The following is a 19,872-nucleotide window of genomic DNA, read 5'->3' as shown; positions in this document are numbered from 1 at the left end:
GCCTGATGGTCACGGCGCCGGTTATGGCAGCCGTGGCCGCCGTCATCCGCGGTTGCGTCGTCGGGGTCAATAGCCGCGGCCGTACGGCCACAGCGGTACCACCTGTACTTCCTTGCAGCCGTCGTAACGGCTGCAGCTGCCGAAGTAGCCCGGTCCGGAATAGCGCTGGCGGGCATCGCGGTTGTACGGGCTGTTGTAGAAATCCGGGCGGAAGAAGTGGCCCGCGCCGTGGTAGCGCATCGGCGTCCGCGGCGCCGCGAAGGGTTGCACCGGGGCTGCGGCCACCGCGTCGCTGCCGGTGTCGGCGCCGGTGACATAGCCTTCCTGTGGGTCGTAACGCACCATGCGGTAGTAAATGGTCTGGCCGCCCTGCTGGCGCGTGCGCAGCGCCTGCAGCGCGCCGTCGGCATGCACGTATGGCCGGCCGTTCTCGAACACCACCTCGGAAGGGTTGACCTGCTCCTCCTCCAGCGGCGGCTGCGCCAGCGCGCTCCCCGCCAACCCGGCCAGCAGCAGCGCTGTCCCTGCCACGATCCCTATCCTGCCTGCGCGCATGACGTTCCTCCCTGGGGTTGTCCGGCGTCACCCGCGACGCCGGCCTGCGACCGCCGCCCCTCGACGGCGCGTACCGACGACGTCCCCGGGCGACAGGCCGGTTGCGCGCGCCTGGCGGCACGCGATCGCGGCGAGTATAGGCGGCGGTGCTTCCACTGGCATCCCTCGAGGCGCGGAAGCTTGACGGCCGTCGCTGCCTACCCCCGGTCCCGCCATCTACTCCCAGCAGCGGTCGCCGCGGCCCTTGGGCGAGAGCGGGCGCGGGCAGTCACGCGGCCCGATGCGGTCCTCGCTGCGTTCGTGCAACTGCCTGCCGTCGCCATCGCGCACCAGCTCGAACGCGTCGTACAGGCGCCCGGTGGCGGTGCGCGCCTCGTAGCGCAGGTGCTGCCCATCGATGCGCAGCACCTGGAACAACTGCGTGTCCTCGGCCACCGGCGCCATGCTGGCGCGTGCCTGCGTCGACAGCCGGTACTGCTTGGCGCCGGCCACCGACACCAGGTACTGCGGCGTGGCCTGCCCGGCCACCCGGCCGCCGCGGCGGCCATAGACATGGTCGTGGCCCTGCAGCACCAGATCGACGCGGTGCCGCTCCAGCACCGGCAGCACATGCTCGCGCAGCAACCGGTTCTCGCGATCCTGGCGCGGCGAGAACATCGGCTGGTGGACCATCACCAGGTTCCAGCGGGCCGGGCTGCCGGCCAGCACCTGCTCGAGCCAGCGCGCCTGCGCCTGCGCCGTGCCCAGGTCCAGCGCCGAGGTGCCGTCGAGCACCACCACGCGGGCGTCCTGGTAGTCGAACCAGTAGCTGGTGGCCTGCGCGCCCGGCGCGCCGTTGCCCGGCAGGGCGAAGGCCAGCGGCCAGTGCGCACCGAGCACCCGGCGTTCCCGGGGCGTGTCCTCGAATTCCTCGAAGTACTCGTGGTTGCCCGCCGCCGGCGCCACCACCATCGAGGTCGGCAGTGCACCGGCCGCCTCGAACCACTCGCCCCACTCGTTGTCGTCCTCGCCGTCGCCGCCGCTGACCAGGTCGCCCGCGTACAGCGCCAGGCGCGCATCCGGCGCATGCCGCATCGCCTCGCGCACCACCCGCGTGGTCAGGCTGACGTTCTTGTTCTGGGTATCGCCGAAATACAGCAGGGTCAACGGCTGGCCCGGCGCAGGCGCGGTCCGGGTGTGGTGCCAGGCGCTCCAGGTACGGTCGCCCTGCACCCGCCAGGCATAAAGCGTGTCCGCCTGCAGGCCATCGACGCGGACATGGTGCTGGTGGGCCTGGCCATTTTCCGTGGCCTGTGCCCGGCTGGCGGCCGCCAGCCGCCGCGGTGCGCCCATATCGGGGGAATCGCCGGCGACGACGATTTCCAGGATCGGCGCGGAGACCGACGCGTCGGTCCGCCACGACACCGCGAAACCGCCGGCGCCGTCCTGCAGCGGCGAGGCCACGATGCGGTCGGGAAAGCCACTGGGCGCGTAGTGCATCACCGCCGCCGGCACCCGTGTATTGGGCTCGACCGCGGTGTTCGCCTGCGCACCGCCTGCCAGCGCGAGCAGCAGCAGCACGCCCCGGCGCAGCGCGTCCTGGCGCGCGCTCATTGCGCGCACGCCGGCAGCGACAGCGCGCTGGCGACGTCGCGCCAGTCGAACGCGGCCACGCCCTGGTCCAGGTGCGAGGCGTAGAACACGCCCTGCGGGAAGCGCGCGTCGCCGCGCGGGTCCAGCCACACGCCGTCGGTCAGGCCGGTGACCTGGCCGGCGAACGAGCCGACGTGCGCCAGCCCACGGCGCTCGAACAGGTGGAACACGGTGCGGTCGGCGAACTGGTCACTGGCCACCCACCAGCCGCTGCCATCGGCGCAGGCCATCAGCGCGATGCCCTCGGCCTGCGCCCGGTACTGCCCGGCGCCGACGTCCCGACCCAGGTAGCGCCCCTGCAGGTCGTACTCGCGCAGGCGGGTGCCGGTGGGCACGTCTTCCTCGGCCACCAGCAGGCGGTCGTGGGCCGGGTCGCCGAACAGCGACTCGGGCACGCGGATCGCGCCCGCCGCGCTGGTGTCGCCGAAGGCACCGGCCGCACGTGCGCTCCAGCCATCGCCAGCGCGCGCCACCTGGTAGCGACGGAAGCGCCGGTCCAGCTGGTCCAGGGGCGGCACGATGTCGTCGCCGTTGGCATCCTCGCCGGCCATGTAGGCATCGCTGACCAGCACCTCGTAGCCGTCGCCGCTGGCACGTACCCACAGGCCATAGGGCTGCTGCAGTTCGGCCGCGCCGAACACCAGCAGCGGGGTGAACTCCGGCAACCGGAACATCTGCACGCGCCGGTTGTCGCGCTCGACCACGAACAGATAGCGGTCGTCGATGGTCGCCACGCCGTTGGGGCGCTGCAGCCGTCCCGGTGCCGTACCCGGGCCGCCCACCGTGCGCAGGCGCTGGCCGGTGTCTCCGTCGTACACCACCAGCGCATCGGTGGCCTTGGCCGTGGCCACAAGCATGCGCCGGCCGTCCTGCAGCCAGCTGGCCGGCGAATCGATGTTCTCCTCCGGCGTGGCCGCGGTCACGAACGCCTCGCGCACGACCACGTGCGGCACCGGGTGGTCGCGCAGCAACACATCGTCGGCGTCGTACTGGTCCGGCTCGCGGTCGGCCACGACCGGGGCGACGGAACACGCCGCGAGCGGCAACAGCAGCAACAACGGCAACAGGCGGAGCGGGCGGCGCGACGTCATGGAATCCTCGATGCGGCAGGGGTAGCCGCGCATCGTATGACCCCAATGTGACAGCGCGGAGAAGCGACATGCGGCTGTCATCATGCAGCATCGCTGTCACGCCGCTGCCATACCGCGAGGTGAAAGTTCCGTTCATTTTCAACCCACGGACCTTCCACCCGATGAAACGCAACACCTTGGCCCTGCGCCTGTCGCACGCCCTCGTCTGCGCCACCCTGCTGCCGGCAGGCGCGACGTTCGCCCAGGCCAGTCCGGATGGCGCCACGGACGGCACGGGCGAACCGAAGCAACTGGACACCGTCGTGGTCCAGGGCGAGATCGCCTACCGCAACCGCACCGCCGACATCGAGCCGGTGCTGTCCTACGACCTGGAGTACTTCCAGCGCTTCGAGCCCAATACCGTCGGCGACATGCTCAAGCGCGTGCCGGGCATGACCTTCGTCGGCTCGGACATCATGGAGTTCGACGGCGCGATGATGCGCGGCATGGCCGCCGGCTATACCCAGGTGCTGATCAACGGCAAGAAGGTGCCCGGCGCCGGCGACGACCGCTCGTTCTGGGTGGACCGCATCCCCGCCGAAATGGTGGACCACATCGAGATCCTGCGCAGCGCCAGCGCCAACCGCAGCGGCGATGCGATGGCCGGCACCATCAACATCGTGCTGCGCGACGCCTACCAGTTCGACGGCAGCTACCTGCGCGTGGGCGTCAACCGCTGGTTCGACGGCGAGCTCAACCCCACCTTCGGCGCGGTGACCAGCGGAAAGGCGCTGGGCGGGCGCCTGCTGGCCGGCGTCAACGTGCAGGACCGCTACCGCGGCAAGATCAAGCGCTCGGACCGTTACACCGACCCCGGCCGCGGCGAGCTGCTCAGCTGGGAGGACCAGAACGAGGTCAAGGACGGCCGCGACTACTCGGCCAACGTCTCCTACAGCGCCGACATCGGCGACAGCGGCCGGCTGAGCGTGGACGGTTTCTTCGTGAAGACCGACCGCGACGTCACCGAGGTCTCGCACGAAGTCGAGTACGACGATGGCGACGTCATCGAGTCGCGGGTGCCGGGGCTGAACCCGGTGGACCAGCAGAACTGGGGCATCGGCGCCGGTTACCGCTTCGACATGGCCGGCGGCAGCACCCGGCTGGACCTGGATTTCGCCCGTTTCCAGGACGGCAGCGCCGAGCGCGAGGAGAAGCACGAATACCTCAACGGCAGTTGGGACGCCTCCGAGGCCGAGGCCGAAGCGGTGGACGCGCGCGATACCGAAGTCGGCGCCAAGCTCGCCCATGTGCGTCCGCTCGGCGCCGCCGAGCTGGAGTTCGGCATCGATTACCGGCGCAAGAAGCGCGACGTGTCCTACACCCGCTACGCGTGGGAGGCCGCGCGCGAAGGCGACACGGTGGACTATGCGCTGGACGGCGTCATCGGCTCGCTGATCGAGGAAACCCGGCTCGACCCGTATGCGATGCTGTCCGGCCATGCCGGCGCGTTGTCCTGGGAAACCGGCCTGCGCTACGAGACCACCCGTTCGGACGTACGCCACCACGAAGATGGCGATGCCGGCGGCCAGGTCCGTCGCGACTACAACGAACTGCTGCCGTCGCTGCACCTGAAGTGGGACGTGAGCGAACAGACCCGCATCAACCTGTCGCTGGCCCGTACCGTCAAGCGCCCGAACTTCAACGAACTCATCCCCGCACTGCTCGACGGCGAGTACGGCGACAACGACTACGTCGGCAACCCGCGGCTGTCGCCGGAAACCGCCAACGGCATCGACCTGGGCTTCGAGCGCCGGCTCGGCAAGCACGGCGTGGTCGGCGTGAACCTGTTCTACCGCGACGTCAGCGACCTGATCGAACTGGTCAACACCGGGCAGTGGAGCGAGGACGCGCAGGACAGCTATGCCAAGGACCTGAAGAAATTCCTGGCCAAGAACCCGGGCGCCAGCGAAAAGGACTTCACCTTCGCCCCGGAAAGCTGGCTGTTCACCTCGGCCAACGTCGGCGACGGCACGGTCCGTGGCGTGGAATTCGACCTGTCCACCCCGCTGACCGCACTGGGCCTGCCCAATACCGGGCTGTTCCTCAACTACTCCTGGCTGGACAGCAAGGTCAGCGACTTCCGTGGCGAACGTCGCTTCAACGACCAGGCGCGCAGCGTCTACAACATCGGCTTCATCCACGACATCCCGTCGCTGGCGGCCAGCTTCGGCGCCACCTTCCGCAGCCAGGGCGATGCCTACAGCCGCATCCTGGCCGAGGAAGTGACGGTGAAGTACGGCGACGACCTGGAGATGTTCGTGGAGAAGCGTTTTGGCCGGAACCTGTCCGTGCGCCTGAGCGCGGCCAACCTGCTGGATGCATCCAAGGACGAGTTCTTCCACAAGTTCGACAACCTGGACGACCAGCTCGGCCGCAAGTACGACGAGTACGAGCTGGAGACCGAACAGGCCGGCCCCAGCTACCAGCTGGTGATGCGCTGGGCGTTCTGAGCGTCGCGGACACGGGGAAAAGCCGGCCTCGCGCTGGCTTTTCTTTGTGGAAACGCCGGCTTGTAGTGCAGACTTCCCGCACTTCCCCCTGCCCGGCCCGCCATGAAGATCGTCGAAGTCCGCCACCCCCTCGTCCAGCACAAGATCGGCCTGATGCGCCAGGCCTCGCTCAGCACCAAGGAATTCCGCGAGCTGACCGACGAACTGGGCAGCCTGCTCGCCTACGAGGCCACCACCGACCTGGAAACCGAGCCGTGCACGATGCAGGGCTGGGCCGGCCCGGTCACCGTGCAGCGCATCGCCGGCGCCAAGATCACCCTGGTGCCGATCCTGCGCGCCGGGCTGGGCATGCTCAACGGCGTGCTGTCGCTGATCCCGGCCGCACGCGTCAGCGTGGTCGGCCTGCAGCGCGACGAGGAAACCCTGCAGCCGGTCCCCTACTTCGAGCGCCTGACCGGCCGCCTGGAAGAGCGCGACGCGCTGATCCTGGACCCCATGCTGGCCACCGGCGGCACCCTGATCGCCACCATCGACATGCTCAAGCGTGCCGGCGCACGCCGCATCAAGGGCATCTTCCTGGTTGCCGCCCCCGAGGGCCTGCGCGCGGTCGAGGCGGCGCACCCGGACGTGGAGATCTACACCGCGGCCATCGACGAGCGCCTGAACGAAAAGGGCTACATCCTGCCCGGGCTGGGCGATGCCGGCGACCGCATCTTCGGCACCCGCCTGCATTAAAAAAACTACATCGCGGCTTCACGGCGGCTTGCACCCGCGCAGGCGGATGCTTGCGCCCGTCATCCACCCCGGAGCCGCGCCATGTACCGTCCCGTCCTGCTTGCCTGCCTGCTGTTGGCCGCCACCGCGTCGTTGTCGGCCATTGCCGGCACGCCCACCCCGCAACAACAGCGCATGGCCGAATGCTCGGCCAGGAACAAGGGCCTCAAGGGCGATGCCTACAAGGACGCCCAGCGCACCTGCCTCAGCGGCCATCCCGCCGCCACGGCCGCGACCACCCCGCAGCAGCGCATGACCCGATGCAACGCCGACGCCGCGACCCGGCAGCTGAGCGGCGATGCCCGCAAGACGTTCATGAGCAACTGCCTGCGCAGCCACTGATGGCCGCCGGGCCACGCAGCGGAGCGCACGCGACCCGCGCCATGGCGACAACCGGCCGGGTCAGCGGCGCAGCCCGCGTTCGCCCGCCGGCGGCGCTGCATCCAGCCACTGCCGCGCCGGCTCATCGCCCAGCAGCCGCGATTGCAGGAATGCGGTCCCCAACTGCCGGGCACGCTCGAACAGCGCTTCCGGCTCCCCGCCGATCAGGTTGTGGCCACCGCCGGGGAGCACCACCGCACGCCGGTCGCCGGCCGGCGCGGTCTGCACCGGATACAGATGGTCGGCCGGGTCGGTGACAAAGCCCGGCACCCGGTCCTCGTCGCCGGTCACCAGCAACAGCGGCACCGCCAGCGATGCATAGGAATCCGGCCCGATCAGTCCGGCGATGCGGCCGGGCGAGGAATAGCCCAGCACCGCCACCACCGTGGGATCGCGCAGCGGCCCGAGCTCGGCCAGGGCACCCCCCAATACCGCCGAGATCAGCGTGCCCAGGCTGTGCCCGGCCGCGGCCACCGGCACATCCGGCCAATGCGCCCTGGCATAGGCGCTGGTCGCACGCATGTCGGCCAGGCGCTCGCCGAACCCCTGCTGCAGCGAGAACGCTTCGCGCCCCGGGTACCTGAGCGAGTCCACGTGCAGCGGCGCCAGCACCACGAAACCGGCGTCGGCCCAGGACTGCAGCAGGCGCTCGTAGCGCTCCGGCCAGGCACCATGCCCGCTGGAGAACAACACCACGCCGCGTACCTGCGCCGGCTCCCAGATCGCCAGCGTAGTGGCACGCCCGGGCGATACCTGCAGCGGCTGCGTGGCACTGGGGGCGGCGACGGCGTGCTGGGCCACGCCCAGCATGGCCAGCACCAGCGCGAGCATGCCACCAAAGACATGGCGCGTGCCCATGGCGCGCACCCGCCCATGCCGGCCGTCGGCCGGCCGCCGTGGAAGACGACTGTCCTGCTGCTGTTTCATGCTCGATCCCGTGTTGGAAGACGGGACCAGTCTGGGCAACGCGGCCGCACGCGGCACGGGCCGGCGGTCACCCGTGCGCGGTGCCGGAAGTCACTTTTTCAGGCTGCCAGCGAACGCGCGCGCAGTTCGGCGACCTCGTGGGCGACGCCGAAGCGGCCCTTGTCGTCGCGGGTCACCCGGGCCATCGCACACTGCGGGTCGTGGGTGAAGAACAGGTGCACGTTGCGGGCCAGCTTGTCCTCGAGGAAGGCGCGCTTCTCGTCGATCAGCAGTTCCGCGTTGCGGTCGTAGCCCATGGTGATCGGCACGTGCACCCACGAGCGGCCCGGGATCAGGTCGGCGCAGAACACCAGGCCGCCATGCGGCTGGCCGCCGATACGCTCCGGGCCGACGATCTCGGCCAGCATCAGGCCCGGCGTATGCCCGTCGCTGAAGCTGAAACGCACCGACTCGCCCAGCGCCTGCGAATGCGCGCCGGAGACGATTTCCAGGCGTCCGCTGGCCTCCAGCAGCCCCGGCAGTTCCGGGATGAAACTGGCGCGGTCGCGCGGATGCGGATGCCGCGCCCGCTCCCAGTGCGTGGCGCCGACCACGATGGTCGCGTTGGGAAACAGCAGTTCCGGCCCGCGCCCTTCCGACCAGGGCGCCAGCAGTCCACCGGCGTGATCGAAGTGCAGGTGGCTGAGCACCACCACGTCGATGTCCTCGTGCTCGAAGCCGGCTTCGCGCAGCGAGTCGATCAGGACGTGGCGCGACTCCTGCACGCCGTAGCGTTCGCGCAGCTTCGGCTCGAAGAACGCACCGATGCCGGTCTCGAACAGCACCGTCTTGCCGCCCAGCGGGCTGGCCAGCAACGCGCGGCAGGCCAGCTCGATGCGGTTCAGGTCATCGGCCGGCGACCATTTTTCCCACACGGCCTTGGGCGCGTTGCCGAACATCGCCCCACCGTCCAGCTTCTGGCTGTTGCCACGGATCGACCATAGTTTCATGTGAAAAATTCTACCGCCGTTGCGTTAAATATTCGCAAGCCGGCGACGGTCCTGGCATCGCCCCCGGGGGCGCCTCCGGGGGCCATTGCCGCGGCTGCCGCGACGGTACTCAGCGATACACCGGATGCGCCCGGCACAGCGCCACGACCTGCCCGCGGATGCGCGCGGCGACCTGCGCATGCGCGCCCTCGCCCAGCGCATCGAGCACGTCGCACAGCCAACCGGCCAGCTGCGTGCACTCGGCCACGCCAAAGCCGCGGGTGGTCACCGCCGGGGTACCGATGCGCAGGCCCGAGGTCACCCACGGCGGGCGCGCATCGCCCGGAACCGAGTTCTTGTTGGTGGTGATGCCGGCATCGTCCAGCGCCGCATCGGCCTGGGTTCCGGTATACGGGCGGTCGCGCAGGTCGATCAGCATCAGGTGGTTGTCGGTACCGCCGGACACGATCCGATAGCCGCGCCGCTGGATCGCCGCGGCCATCGCCCGCGCATTGGCCAGTACCTGTCGCTGGTAGGCCCTGAACTCCGGCCGCAGGGCCTCCTTGAAGGCCACCGCCTTGGCCGCGATCACATGCATCAGCGGGCCGCCCTGCACCCCGGGGAACACCGCCGAGTCGAGCTTCCTGTAGAAATCGGCACCCTGCCCGCTGGCCAGGATCAGGCCGCCACGCGGGCCGCGCAGGGTCTTGTGCGTGGTGCTGGTGACCACGTGCGCATGCGGCAGCGGGTCCGGGTACTCCCCGGCCGCGACCAGCCCGGCCACGTGCGCCATGTCTACCCAGAACAACGCGCCGACACGGTCGGCGATGGCCCGCATGCGCGCCCAGTCCTTGTGCCGCGAGTAGGCCGAAAAGCCGCCGATCAGCAGCCGCGGCCGCGTCTCCAGCGCGATGCGCTCCATCGCGTCGTAGTCGACCAGCCCGGTTTCCGGATCGAGCCCATAGGGCACGATGTGGTAGTGCCGGCCGGAGAAGTTGGACGGGTTGCCGTGGGTCAGGTGCCCACCCTGGGCCAGGTTCATGCCCATCACCGTGTCGCCAGGATCGGCCAGGGCCAGGAACACCGCGGCATTGGCCTGGGCGCCGGCATGCGGCTGCACGTTGGCGTAGTCGCAGCCGAACAGCTGCCTGGCGCGTTCGATCGCCAGGCGTTCGGCCACGTCCACGTTGCCGCAGCCGCTGTAGTAGCGGCGACCTGGATAGCCCTCGGCGTACTTGTTGGTGAACACCGAATCCTGCACCGCGCGCACCCGCGGGCTGGCGTAGTTCTCCGATGCGATCAGTTCGACATGGTCCTCCTGACGGCACTCCTCGGCGTGGATGGCCGCGGCCAGTTCGGGATCGAAATCGGCAAGGCGCGACGATGGGTCATGCATGGGGGCGGCTCCTGGGCTTGGATCGGGAACGGACCGGCAGGTCCGGCGTGGCGTGGGAAAGCGGCCGGCTCATGGACCGGCGGCCGGCCAGTAATGGCTGTCGGGGGTGTCGCGCGCGCCGAAGATGGCCTGGCCGACGCGCACCACGGTGGCGCCCTCCTCGATGGCGATCTCGAAATCGCCGGACATGCCCATCGACAGCTCGTCCAGGCCGATGCCGTCCGGCGCCTGCTGGCGCAGGCGGTCGCGCAGCTCGCGCAGGCGCACGAAGCAGGCGCGCACCCGCGCGGCATCGTCGGAGAACAGCGCCAGGGTCATCAGCCCGCGCACCCGCAGGCACGGGAACCGCGGCAGTCCGGCGATGAAGCCGGGCACGTCGGCCGGTGCCAGCCCGTACTTGCTGTCCTCGCCGGAGGTGTTGACCTGCACGAACACGTCCAGCTGGCGGCCTTCCAGCTGCAGGCGGCGGTCCAGGGTCTCGGCCAGGCGCAGGCTGTCCAGCGCCTGGAACTCGCTGGCGAAGCGTGCCACCAGCTTGGCCTTGTTGGTCTGCAGGTGGCCGATCACCGACCAGTGCAGGTCGGCCAGGTCCTGCATCGCCTCCCACTTGTGGTGTGCTTCCTGCACCTTGTTCTCGCCCAGCAGGCGGCACCCCGCGGCGTAGGCCAGGCGCAGGCTGGCTTCGGGCTTGGTCTTGCTCACCGGCAGCAGGCGTACCCCGGCCGGGTCGCGGCCGGCGCGGTGGCAGGCCGCGGCGATGCGCGCCTGCACCGCCGCCAGGTTGCGGCGGAAATCGTCGACCACTAGCGCCTGCGGGTAGCGGCCGTGGCGTTCGTGCGAAGTAAGGGTGGCCGGGATCATGGACGGCTTGCTCCCGTGTCGGCCAGCGCCGGCTGCCTGCCAGCCGGCAGCCGGCCGTTGAGCAGCAGGTGCGCCAGCAACCCGATCACCAGCCCCCAGAACGCGCCACCGATGCCGAACAGGGTGATGTTGGCGGCCGCGGCCAGGAAGGTGATCAGTGCCGCCTCGCGGGTGCGCGCATCGGCCACCGCCGCGGCCAGGCTGCCGCCCAGGGTGCCCAGCAGGGCCAGCCCCGCCAGCGTGGTGATGAAGGTCGCCGGCAACGCCATGAACAGCGCCGCCAGCGTCACCCCGAACATGCCCACGAGCAGGTAGAACACGCCGGCGGCGACACCGGCGATCCAGCGCCTGGACGGATCCTCGTGCGCCTCGCGCCCGGTGCATATCGCCGCCGTGATCGCGGCGATGTTGATGGCATGCGACCCAAACGGCGCCATCAGCAGCGAACCGAGCCCGGTGGTGGTGACGATGGGATCGGCCCGGGTCCGGAAGCCATCGTTGCGCAGCACCAGCATGCCCGGCATGTACTGCCCGGTCAGGGTGATAAGGAACAGTGGCAACGCGACGCCCAGCAGCGCATTGAAAGTGAACACCGGCATGGTGAACACCGGCGTGGCCAGGCGCAGTTCCAGCCCACCCAGGTCGATGCGTCCCTGTGCCAGCAGCAGGCCCAGCCCCGCCAGCAGGATGCCGACCACCGCATAGCGCGCGCTCACGCGCTTGAGCACCACGTAGGCCAGGATCAGCACCGCGGCCAGCAGCGGGTCGACGTCCAGTCCCGCGAACGCCTTGATCCCGAACTGCAGCAGGATGCCCGCCAGCAGGCCGGCGGCGACCGCCGGTGGCACCCGCCGGATCACCCGTTCGAACCGGCCCGACAGGCCCAGCATGACGAAGCCCGCGGCCGAGAGCAGGAAGGCCCCCACCGCTTCGGCCCAGGGCGTGGTCGCCAGCGCGGTGACCAGGAACGCGGCGGCCGGCGTCGACCAGGCAGTGATGATCGGCTCACGGTAGCGCCAGCTCAGCAGCAGCCCGGTCAGGCCCACGCCGATGGAGACCGACCCTACCCACGAGGCGGTCATCTGCGGCCCGAGGCCGGCGACCTTGGCGGCCTGGAACACCAGGATGAAGGTGCCGCCGTAGTTGACGATGACCGAGACCAGCCCGGCCATGACCGGGTGTGGCAGGTCGCGCAGGCGAAGTGCGGGAACGGCGGGGGATGGCATGGGTGGACGGTGGCTCCAGGCGGTTGACGGGGCGGGCCCGGGGCTGTTTTATAGCTGCGTAATGGACTGATTTACCCATCCACTTTTTCACCTGGATACCGACCAATTGTTCCGCCACGCCCAGCTTGAATCGGTCAAGGCCTGGGTCGCCGACCCGGCGCATGCCGCGCTGCCGCTGCACGCACGGGTCCAGCGCGCCCTGCGCCAGCTGATCCTCGACGGCGCGATCGACGTGGGCCGGCCCTTGCCGGCATCGCGTGCGCTGGCGCGCTCGCTGGCGGTCTCCCGCGACACCGTCGAGGCCGCTTATGGCCAGTTGCACGCTGAAGGCTTCATCGAGCGGCGCGTGGGCAGCGGCAGCTTCGTGTCGGAGCGCGTGCGGCGGCGCCGCACCGCGGCGCGCCGGGCCGGCCCGGCACCGCTGGCCGCCGCCCTGAGCCGGCGCGGCGCGGCGTTGTTCCGGGACGGTGGCGTGCGCGACTTCCTGGCCCCGCGCGCCTTCGCCCCCGGCCTGCCCGAAACCCGCCAGTTCCCGCTGCAGACCTGGGAACGCCTGCAACGGCAGGTGCTCAGGGAGCATGGCAGCGCCGCCCTGCTGCACAGCCCGCCACAGGGCATGGAAGCGTTGCGCCAGGCCATCGCCGACTACGTCAATCTCGAACGCGGCGCCCGCGCCACGCCCGGACGCGTGCTGGTGCTGACCAGTTCGCAACAGGCGCTGGCCCTGTGCGCCAGCGTGCTGCTCGATGCCGGCGACCGCATCTTCATCGAGGACCCGGCCTACCACGGCGCGCGGCGCGCGTTCGAGGCCGCCGGGCTGGAATGCGTGCCGGTGCCGGTGGACGCCGATGGCATGCGCGTGCAGCAGCTGCACGAGGCGGCACCTGCGCGCGCGGTGTTCCTGACCCCGTCGCACCAGTTCCCGACCGGCGCCACGCTGGCGCTGGACCGGCGCCTGGCCGTGATCGAATGGGCGCGGCGGCACGGCGCCTGGATCATCGAGGACGACTACGACAGCGAGTTCCACTACGCCGGCAAACCCACCGCCTGCGTGCAGGGCCTGGACCCCCACGAGCGCACGATCTACATCGGCACGTTCACCAAATCGCTGTTCCCCGGCCTGCGCATCGGCTACATGCTGCTGCCGCCGGCACTGGTGGAACCGATGACCGTGGCGCGCACGCTGCTGGACGGGCATAGCGCACCGGTTCCGCAGCTGACCCTGGCCCGCTTCATCGAAGGCGGCCATTTCGGCGCGCACGTGCGCGCCATGCGCCAGCTCTATGGCGAGCGCCGCGACCTGCTGGCGCGGCTGGTCGGCCGCCATCTCGGAGGCTACCTGCAGCCGCGCGTGCCGGCCGGCGGCATGCAGATGCCCTGCCTCCTCACCCGTGCCATCCCCGAAGCCAGGGCGGTGGATGCGGCCCGCCGCGCCGGCATCGACCTGCTGGGGCTGGGCGGGCTATACGCGGGGAAAGCAGACCAGAGCGGCTTCCTGATGGGCTTCGCCGCGCACGCGCCGGATGAACTGGAAGCCGCGGTACGCACGCTGGCCGGGGTGTTGCGCGGCCTCGAACGCTGAGCGCGGACGGCGGGCCTGGAACGCGAGACCCCGCCTCGCGGCGGGGTCTCGTGTCAGCTTCGGCGTGCGTTGGGGGACTCAGTCGCCCTTGCCCGTCCTGCGCACTTCGGCGCTGCCGACCGGGTTGCGCGGATCGCTGCCGCCGCTGAGGGTGTTGCTGCGCCGGTTCCATTCCACCGTCTGCAGGTTGCCCCACACGTGGCTGGAGCCGCGCCCGCCGTCGGCGCTGTCGCCGGGCAGGTCGACCTTGTGGCCCATGGCCTGCAGCTGGCGCGCCACTTCCGGGGTGAACGCGCCGCTCTCGGCCGAGATCTCGTCCGGCAGCCACTGGTGGTGGTAGCGCGGCAGCGCCGCGACCTGCTGCGCATCCAGCCCGGCGTCGTAGCCGAGGATGCCCAGCAGCACCATGGTGATGATGCGGCTGCCGCCCGGGGTGCCGATCACGATCACCTTCTCGTCGTTCTCCATGAAGGTCGGCGTCATCGAGCTGAGCATGCGCTTGCCCGGCTTCGGTGCGTTGGCCTCGTAGCCCATCACGCCGAAGGCGTTGGGCGTCCCCGGCTTGAGCGCGAAGTCGTCCATCTCGTTGTTGAGCAGCACGCCGGTGCCGGCCGGGATGAAGCCCGAGCCGTACAGCAGGTTCACCGTCTGGGTGCCGCCGACGCGGTTGCCTTCGCCGTCGATGATCGAGAAGTGGGTGGTCTCGTCGTCCTCCAGCGGCGTCGGGTTGCCCGACAGCAGGTCGCTCGGGGTGGCCTTGTCCGGGTGGATGGTCGCGCGCAGCCCCTGCGCGTAGTCGCGGCTGGTCAGCACCTTCTGCGGGATCTGCACGAAGTCCGGATCGCCGAGGAAGAAGGTACGGTCGCGGTAGGCCCGGCGCATCGCTTCCACCACCAGGTGGGTGCGGTGGGCGTCGTCCAGCCTGGCCAGGTCCCAGCCCTCCAGGATCTGCAGCATCGACGCCAGCGCGATGCCGCCGGAGGACGGCGGCGGCGCGGTGGTGATCTTCCAGCCGCGATAGTCGAACACGATCGGCTCGCGTGCCTTCACCGTGTAGCCGGCCAGCTCGGCGGCGGTCCACTGGCCGCCGGCCTTCTTCACCCCGGCCAGCAGCTTCTGCGCGGTCTGCCCGCGGTAGAAGCCGTCAAAGCCCTTGTCCGCCAGCAGCCGCAGGGTATGGGCCAGTTCCGGCTGCTTGAAGATGTCGCCCTCGGCGATGGGACGGCCGTTGCGCAGGTACACCTCGCGGGTGCCGGGATAGCGCTCCATCACCTCGCGCCGCGCGGCATAGCCGCGCGCCATGCGCGCATACACCGGGAAGCCGTCGGTGGCCACGCGGATGGCCGGCGCCAGCGACTCGGACAACGGCAGCCGGCCGTGTTCGCGTGCGACCTGCACCAGCAGCGCCGGCAGCCCGGGGATGCCGGCCGACCACGGCCCGTTGACCGAGCGGTCGCGGTCCAGGTCGCCGTTGCCATCCAGGAAACGCTCCGGCGTGGCCGACGCCGGCGAGGTCTCGCGCGCGTCGAGCATCACGTCCTTGCCGGTGCGCGCGTCGTGCAGCATGAACAACCCGCCACCGCCCAGACCGGAACTGATCGGCTCGACCACGGCCAGCGTCGACGACACCGCCACCGCGGCATCGAACGCGTTGCCGCCCTTGGCCAGGATCTCCATGCCGGCCTTGGTCGCCAGTTCGTGGCCGCTGGCGATCGCCGCGCCGTCGGGGTGCGTGGCCAGCGCCTGCGGCGCGGTCTGCGCCGCCCATGCCGCCGGTGCCAGCACCAGCGCGAACAACAGGAAGGAGCGCGCGAAATGTTTCATGCCGAGGGAGTCTCCGGTTCGTACAGTTCGGGGTGGTCGCGCTGCAGCGCGTACAGCTTGGCCAGCAACTGGTCGTGGGTCTCGGGAATGTCCGGATCCGGGTCGATGCACTCGACCGGGCACACCACCACGCACTGCGGCTCGTCGAAATGGCCGACGCATTCGGTGCAACGGGCCGGATCGATCACGTAGATCGTCTCGCCCATCGAGATGGCCTTGTTCGGGCAGGCAGGCTCGCAGACGTCGCAGTTGACGCAGAGCTCATTGATTTTCAGAGACATGGAACGGCTCCATGCCCGCGCCTGCCGACGCCAGGCCGGGGGCGCGTGGCGCCACCGGCTCCATGCGGCCCGTTGCCGGGCCGGCAGTGGCCGGGCATGCGCGAGGCACGCCCGGCCGGACACGGGTCACTTGGCTTCAACGAAGATGTAGTCGGCGCCGGTCGGCTGCACGATGGTCTGCACGCGGGCGTTGTCGGCGGCATCGCCGATGTACACCACGCGCACGCCCTTCATGGAATCGGCCTGCACGCCCTTGAACGCGGTCTCGATCAGGTCGGCCATCTTCGACGAGGCCGACGAACCGAAGGCCAGCATGTTGCCCGGCGACACGCCACGGCCGATGGCGGCGGTGGCGCTTTCGACCTGGCGCTCGTACTTGGCGGCGAACTCCGGGTCCGACTCCGGCACCAGGTAGTACAGGAACGGGTTGTTGGTGATGTTGCCCATGTTCTGCACGGCCACGGCCTGCAGGTACTTGCGCCAGCCGGCGTCGTCGTCCTTGGCCGGGGCCACCAGCGCCTGCTGCGCCTCGGCGGCCGGAGCGGCCTCTTCCTTCTTGCAGGCGGTGAAGCCCAGCACCAGCGAAGCGGCCAGCATCACGCGCATCGTGTTCTTCATGGATCGTCTCCCTCTATTTGGATTCGTTGCAGCTGTTGGGATGGGTCAGGCGCCCACGCGGGATTCGCGTGCCTTGCGCAGCGCTTCCAGCACCGTGGCCGGCACGAAGCCGGACACATCGCCTCCGAGCCGGGCGATTTCGCGCACCAGCGAGGAAGAAATGAAGCTGTGCTGTTCGGATGGGGTCAGGAACAGGGTCTCGACCTCCGGGATCAGGTGGCGGTTCATGCTCGCCATCTGGAACTCGTACTCGAAATCGGACACCGCGCGCAGGCCGCGCAGCAGTACCCCGGCATGCATCGAGCGCACGAAATGCGCCAGCAGGGTGTCGAAACCCACCACCTCGACGTTGTCATGCCGGGCCAGCGCCTCGCGCGCCAGTTCCACGCGCAGCGCCAGCGGCAGCGTCGGCCCCTTGGACGGACTCTGCGCCACGCCGACCACGATCTTCTCGAACAGCGGCGCGGCCCGGTGCACCAGGTCGATGTGACCGTTGGTGATCGGGTCGAACGTGCCTGGATAGACGGCGATGCGCGGGTTGGACTGGGTCATGCGGACGGAGTCGCGTTCAGGTCGTCGTGAAGTGTAGCAGCGGCGCGAACGTACAGGGCATAACCGACGTCGCGGGTGCCGCCCTCGCGGTGCAGGCGCCAGCCTGCAGGCACCTGCGGCACGGCGTCCGCGGGCGCCTCCACGTACAGCCACGCGTCCGCGGCCAGGTGCCGCGGCAGCCGCTCGAACACCTGCGGCCACAGGCCGGCGGCGAACGGCGGGTCGATGAACACGATGTCGGCCTGCATCGGCGCGGCGGTCTGCAACCAGTGCAGCGCGTCGGCGGCGGCGACCTGCACCTGGCCGGCGGCACCGAGCCGCTCGACCACGCCGCGCAATCCCGCGGCCAGCGCCGGATCGCGTTCGACCAGCTGCGCCGAGGCAGCGCCGCGCGACACCGCCTCCAGCCCCAGCGCGCCGCTGCCGGCGAACAGATCCAGCACCCGCGCACCGGGCAGCCTGGGCATCAGCCAGTTGAACAGGGTCTCGCGCACGCGGTCGCTGGTCGGGCGCAGGCCCTCCAGCGACGGCACCTGCAGCCGCGTATTGCGCCAGCGGCCACCGATGATGCGCACCTGCCCTTCCCCGCCATGCGCGGGACGCCGGGAAGCCGGGGCGTGGAATCGTGGTGGACGGGGCATGCGGCAGGCGACGGGAACGGGCCCGCATGATAAGCCGAATCGGCCGCCTGGCCCGGTCGCACGCCCGCCCGAAGCGCCCATCGATCTTGAAATCCGCCATCCGGCCCACATCCGTGAGGCCATCGGCCGCCAACGCGCGGCCAGGCAACCATGGAGCGAACCCGACGATGACCGCCGAAGCCCACAAGGAAACCCGCGGTTTCCAGACCGAGGTGAAGCAGCTGCTGCACCTGATGATCCACTCGCTGTACTCGAACAAGGAAATCTTCCTGCGCGAGCTGGTCTCCAATGCCGCCGATGCCGCCGACAAGCTGCGTTTCGAGGCGTTGACCCGGCCGGAACTGCTGGAAGGCGACGGCGCGCTGCGCATCCGCATCGAGGCCGCCCCGGCCGCGCGCACGCTGACCATCGACGACAACGGCATCGGCCTGAGCCGCGACGAGGCCGTCACGCACCTGGGCACCATCGCCAAGTCGGGCACCGCCGATTTCCTGAAGAACCTGTCCGGCGACCAGAAGAAGGACGCCAACCTGATCGGCCAGTTCGGCGTGGGCTTCTATTCGGCCTTCATCGTCGCCGACCAGGTCGACGTCTACAGCCGCCGCGCCGGGCTGCCGGCCAGCGAGGGCGTGCACTGGTCCTCGCGCGGCGAAGGCGAGTTCGAGGTCGCCACCATCGACAAGCCCGAACGCGGTACCCGCATCGTGCTGCACCTCAAGGACGGCGAGGAAGGCTTCGCCGATGGCTGGAAGCTGCGCAGCCTGGTCAAGAAATACTCCGACCACATCGGCCTGCCGATCGAAATGCGCCGGGAAGCGCAGGACGAGGAGCAGCCGGCGGCGCCGGAGTGGGAGGCGGTCAACAAGGCCAACGCGCTGTGGACCCGGCCCCGGTCGGAGATCAGCGACGCCGAGTACCAGGAGTTCTACAAGCACATCGCCCACGATTTCACCGACCCGCTGGCGTGGAGCCACAACAAGGTCGAGGGCAAGCTGGAATACACCTCGCTGCTGTACACGCCCGGCCGCGCGCCGTTCGACCTGTACCACCGCGACGCCGCCAAGGGCCTGAAGCTCTATGTGCAGCGCGTTTTCATCATGGACCAGGCCGAGCAGTTCCTGCCGCTGTACCTGCGCTTCATCAAGGGCGTGGTCGACTCCAGCGACCTGCCGCTGAACGTCTCCCGCGAGATCCTGCAGTCCGGGCCGGTGATCGACTCGATGAAGTCGGCGCTGACCAGGCGCGCGCTGGACATGCTGGAAAAGCTGGCCAAGGACGCGCCCGCCGACTACCAGCGCTTCTGGAAGGAATTCGGCCAGGTGCTCAAGGAAGGCCCCGCCGAGGACTTCAACAACCGCGAGAAGATCGCCGGGCTGCTGCGCTTCGCCTCGACCCACGGCGGCGACGGCGCGCAGGACGTGGCGCTGGCCGACTACGTGGGCCGCATGGTCCAGGGCCAGGACAAGATCTACTACCTCACCGGCGAGAGCTACCTGCAGGTCAAGGACAGCCCGCACCTGGAGGTGTTCCGCAAGAAGGGCATCGAGGTGTTGCTGATGACCGACCGCGTCGACGAGTGGCTGATGAACTACCTGCACGAGTTCGACGGCAAGTCGTTCGTGGACGTGGCCCGCGGCGACCTGGACCTGGGCACGCTGGATTCGGAGGAAGAGAAGAAGGCGCAGGAAGAGACCGCCAAGGCCAAGGAAGGGCTGGCCGCGCGGATCAAGACCGCGCTGGGCGAGGACGTGGCCGAAGTGCGCGTGTCCCACCGCCTGACCGATTCGCCGGCGATCCTGGCCATCGGCGAGCAGGACCTGGGCCTGCAGATGCGGCAGATCCTGGAGGCCAGCGGCCAGAAGGTGCCGGAGAGCAGGCCGGTGTTCGAGTTCAACCCGGCGCATCCGCTGATCGAGAAGCTCGACGCCGAGCCCGACATGGACCGCTTCAACGATCTGGCGCGGGTGCTGTTCGACCAGGCGGCGCTGGCCGCCGGCGACGGCCTCAAGGATCCGGCAGGCTACGTGCGCCGGCTCAACAAGCTGTTGCTGGAACTGTCGGCCTGAGTCCAGAG

General features: G+C 69.9%; 18 protein-coding genes. 5 read left to right on the top strand and 13 right to left on the bottom strand.

What is annotated here, in order from left to right:
• Positions 1-66: 66 nt before the first annotated feature.
• The 3 genes from QQA12_RS07725 to QQA12_RS07715 all read right to left on the bottom strand — a co-directional run bounded on the left by QQA12_RS07725 (position 67) and on the right by QQA12_RS07715 (position 3,278).
• Positions 67-531 (bottom strand): hypothetical protein, encoded by a 465-nt coding sequence (locus QQA12_RS07725; RefSeq protein ID WP_226050377.1) that lies wholly within the window; start codon positions 529-531, stop codon positions 67-69.
• A 240-nt stretch (positions 532-771) separates the two neighbouring features.
• Positions 772-2,148 (bottom strand): metallophosphoesterase family protein, encoded by a 1,377-nt coding sequence (locus QQA12_RS07720; protein ID WP_226050376.1) that lies wholly within the window; start codon positions 2,146-2,148, stop codon positions 772-774.
• Complete coding sequence (locus tag QQA12_RS07715) at positions 2,145-3,278, bottom strand: phytase (protein WP_226050375.1); 1,134 nt, start codon at positions 3,276-3,278, stop codon at positions 2,145-2,147. Before QQA12_RS07715 ends, QQA12_RS07720 begins: the two co-directional genes overlap by 4 nt.
• A gap of 161 nt (positions 3,279-3,439) precedes the next feature.
• On the opposite strand from QQA12_RS07715, the gene QQA12_RS07710 reads away from it, so the two are divergent.
• The 3 genes from QQA12_RS07710 to QQA12_RS07700 all read left to right on the top strand — a co-directional run bounded on the left by QQA12_RS07710 (position 3,440) and on the right by QQA12_RS07700 (position 6,883).
• Positions 3,440-5,767 (top strand): TonB-dependent receptor, encoded by a 2,328-nt coding sequence (locus tag QQA12_RS07710; protein WP_226050374.1) that lies wholly within the window; start codon positions 3,440-3,442, stop codon positions 5,765-5,767.
• 102 nt (positions 5,768-5,869) lie between these two features.
• Complete coding sequence (gene upp, locus QQA12_RS07705) at positions 5,870-6,502, top strand: uracil phosphoribosyltransferase (RefSeq protein ID WP_056932041.1); 633 nt, start codon at positions 5,870-5,872, stop codon at positions 6,500-6,502.
• A gap of 81 nt (positions 6,503-6,583) precedes the next feature.
• Entirely contained in the window at positions 6,584-6,883 is a 300-nt protein-coding gene (locus QQA12_RS07700; protein WP_226050373.1) for a PsiF family protein, read from the top strand.
• Between the two features lie 60 nt (positions 6,884-6,943).
• Here the strand turns inward: QQA12_RS07700 and QQA12_RS07695 are convergent, their stop codons facing one another.
• From QQA12_RS07695 to QQA12_RS07675, 5 genes are all read right to left on the bottom strand, one after another.
• Positions 6,944-7,849 (bottom strand): alpha/beta hydrolase, encoded by a 906-nt coding sequence (locus tag QQA12_RS07695; protein ID WP_226050372.1) that lies wholly within the window; start codon positions 7,847-7,849, stop codon positions 6,944-6,946.
• Positions 7,850-7,947: 98 nt separating this feature from the next.
• Positions 7,948-8,838 (bottom strand): MBL fold metallo-hydrolase, encoded by an 891-nt coding sequence (locus QQA12_RS07690; RefSeq protein ID WP_226050371.1) that lies wholly within the window; start codon positions 8,836-8,838, stop codon positions 7,948-7,950.
• A gap of 109 nt (positions 8,839-8,947) precedes the next feature.
• On the bottom strand, positions 8,948-10,213 hold the full coding sequence (glyA, locus tag QQA12_RS07685; RefSeq protein ID WP_226050370.1) for a serine hydroxymethyltransferase: 1,266 nt from the start codon (positions 10,211-10,213) through the stop codon (positions 8,948-8,950).
• 69 nt (positions 10,214-10,282) lie between these two features.
• The gene (locus QQA12_RS07680; RefSeq protein ID WP_226050369.1) at positions 10,283-11,074 is read right to left on the bottom strand and encodes a YggS family pyridoxal phosphate-dependent enzyme; all 792 of its coding nucleotides are present in this window, start codon (positions 11,072-11,074) and stop codon (positions 10,283-10,285) included.
• Entirely contained in the window at positions 11,071-12,300 is a 1,230-nt protein-coding gene (locus QQA12_RS07675; protein ID WP_226050368.1) for a benzoate/H(+) symporter BenE family transporter, read from the bottom strand. Before QQA12_RS07675 ends, QQA12_RS07680 begins: the two co-directional genes overlap by 4 nt.
• A 106-nt stretch (positions 12,301-12,406) precedes the next feature.
• Between QQA12_RS07675 and QQA12_RS07670 the strand changes: the two genes are divergently transcribed.
• Positions 12,407-13,882 carry a PLP-dependent aminotransferase family protein gene (locus tag QQA12_RS07670; RefSeq protein ID WP_226050367.1) on the top strand — a complete coding sequence of 492 codons (1,476 nt, stop codon included), beginning with the start codon at positions 12,407-12,409 and terminating at the stop codon, positions 13,880-13,882.
• Positions 13,883-13,960: 78 nt separating this feature from the next.
• On the opposite strand, the gene ggt is transcribed toward QQA12_RS07670, so the two are convergent.
• The 5 genes from ggt to rsmD all read right to left on the bottom strand — a co-directional run bounded on the left by ggt (position 13,961) and on the right by rsmD (position 17,798).
• Complete coding sequence (gene ggt, locus QQA12_RS07665) at positions 13,961-15,706, bottom strand: gamma-glutamyltransferase (RefSeq protein ID WP_182212447.1); 1,746 nt, start codon at positions 15,704-15,706, stop codon at positions 13,961-13,963.
• A complete protein-coding gene (locus QQA12_RS07660; RefSeq protein ID WP_054665222.1) occupies positions 15,703-15,987 on the bottom strand; it encodes a YfhL family 4Fe-4S dicluster ferredoxin in 285 nt (94 codons plus the stop codon). The genes ggt and QQA12_RS07660 overlap by 4 nt, the downstream gene beginning before the upstream one ends.
• A gap of 126 nt (positions 15,988-16,113) precedes the next feature.
• On the bottom strand, positions 16,114-16,605 hold the full coding sequence (locus QQA12_RS07655; RefSeq protein WP_054665221.1) for a hypothetical protein: 492 nt from the start codon (positions 16,603-16,605) through the stop codon (positions 16,114-16,116).
• Between the two features lie 45 nt (positions 16,606-16,650).
• Positions 16,651-17,157: a pantetheine-phosphate adenylyltransferase gene (gene coaD / locus QQA12_RS07650; RefSeq protein WP_054665218.1), complete on the bottom strand. Its 507-nt coding sequence runs from the start codon at positions 17,155-17,157 to the stop codon at positions 16,651-16,653.
• On the bottom strand, positions 17,154-17,798 hold the full coding sequence (rsmD, locus tag QQA12_RS07645; RefSeq protein WP_054665215.1) for a 16S rRNA (guanine(966)-N(2))-methyltransferase RsmD: 645 nt from the start codon (positions 17,796-17,798) through the stop codon (positions 17,154-17,156). Before rsmD ends, coaD begins: the two co-directional genes overlap by 4 nt.
• A 167-nt stretch (positions 17,799-17,965) precedes the next feature.
• Between rsmD and htpG the strand changes: the two genes are divergently transcribed.
• Positions 17,966-19,864 (top strand): molecular chaperone HtpG, encoded by a 1,899-nt coding sequence (gene htpG / locus QQA12_RS07640; protein WP_226050366.1) that lies wholly within the window; start codon positions 17,966-17,968, stop codon positions 19,862-19,864.
• Positions 19,865-19,872: the final 8 nt, after the last annotated feature.

The sequence above is a fragment of the Stenotrophomonas sp. 17(2023) genome (genome assembly GCF_030345315.1).
Classification (GTDB): Bacteria; Pseudomonadota; Gammaproteobacteria; order Xanthomonadales; family Xanthomonadaceae; genus Stenotrophomonas; species Stenotrophomonas acidaminiphila.
This window is presented reverse-complemented; position numbering and strand designations above follow the sequence as displayed.

What these genes read in the sequence shown, in the direction of transcription:
- QQA12_RS07720 (WP_226050376.1), bottom strand. Translation starts at nt 2,148, where the DNA reads ATGAGCGCGCGCCAGGACGCGCTGCGCCGGGGCGTGCTGCTGCTGCTC.
- QQA12_RS07715 (WP_226050375.1), bottom strand. Translation starts at nt 3,278, where the DNA reads ATGACGTCGCGCCGCCCGCTCCGCCTGTTGCCGTTGTTGCTGCTGTTG.
- QQA12_RS07710 (WP_226050374.1), top strand. Translation starts at nt 3,440, where the DNA reads ATGAAACGCAACACCTTGGCCCTGCGCCTGTCGCACGCCCTCGTCTGC.
- upp (WP_056932041.1), top strand. Translation starts at nt 5,870, where the DNA reads ATGAAGATCGTCGAAGTCCGCCACCCCCTCGTCCAGCACAAGATCGGC.
- QQA12_RS07700 (WP_226050373.1), top strand. Translation starts at nt 6,584, where the DNA reads ATGTACCGTCCCGTCCTGCTTGCCTGCCTGCTGTTGGCCGCCACCGCG.
- QQA12_RS07695 (WP_226050372.1), bottom strand. Translation starts at nt 7,849, where the DNA reads ATGAAACAGCAGCAGGACAGTCGTCTTCCACGGCGGCCGGCCGACGGC.
- QQA12_RS07690 (WP_226050371.1), bottom strand. Translation starts at nt 8,838, where the DNA reads ATGAAACTATGGTCGATCCGTGGCAACAGCCAGAAGCTGGACGGTGGG.
- glyA (WP_226050370.1), bottom strand. Translation starts at nt 10,213, where the DNA reads ATGCATGACCCATCGTCGCGCCTTGCCGATTTCGATCCCGAACTGGCC.
- QQA12_RS07680 (WP_226050369.1), bottom strand. Translation starts at nt 11,074, where the DNA reads ATGATCCCGGCCACCCTTACTTCGCACGAACGCCACGGCCGCTACCCG.
- QQA12_RS07675 (WP_226050368.1), bottom strand. Translation starts at nt 12,300, where the DNA reads ATGCCATCCCCCGCCGTTCCCGCACTTCGCCTGCGCGACCTGCCACAC.
- ggt (WP_182212447.1), bottom strand. Translation starts at nt 15,706, where the DNA reads ATGAAACATTTCGCGCGCTCCTTCCTGTTGTTCGCGCTGGTGCTGGCA.
- QQA12_RS07660 (WP_054665222.1), bottom strand. Translation starts at nt 15,987, where the DNA reads ATGTCTCTGAAAATCAATGAGCTCTGCGTCAACTGCGACGTCTGCGAG.
- QQA12_RS07655 (WP_054665221.1), bottom strand. Translation starts at nt 16,605, where the DNA reads ATGAAGAACACGATGCGCGTGATGCTGGCCGCTTCGCTGGTGCTGGGC.
- coaD (WP_054665218.1), bottom strand. Translation starts at nt 17,157, where the DNA reads ATGACCCAGTCCAACCCGCGCATCGCCGTCTATCCAGGCACGTTCGAC.
- rsmD (WP_054665215.1), bottom strand. Translation starts at nt 17,798, where the DNA reads ATGCCCCGTCCACCACGATTCCACGCCCCGGCTTCCCGGCGTCCCGCG.
- htpG (WP_226050366.1), top strand. Translation starts at nt 17,966, where the DNA reads ATGACCGCCGAAGCCCACAAGGAAACCCGCGGTTTCCAGACCGAGGTG.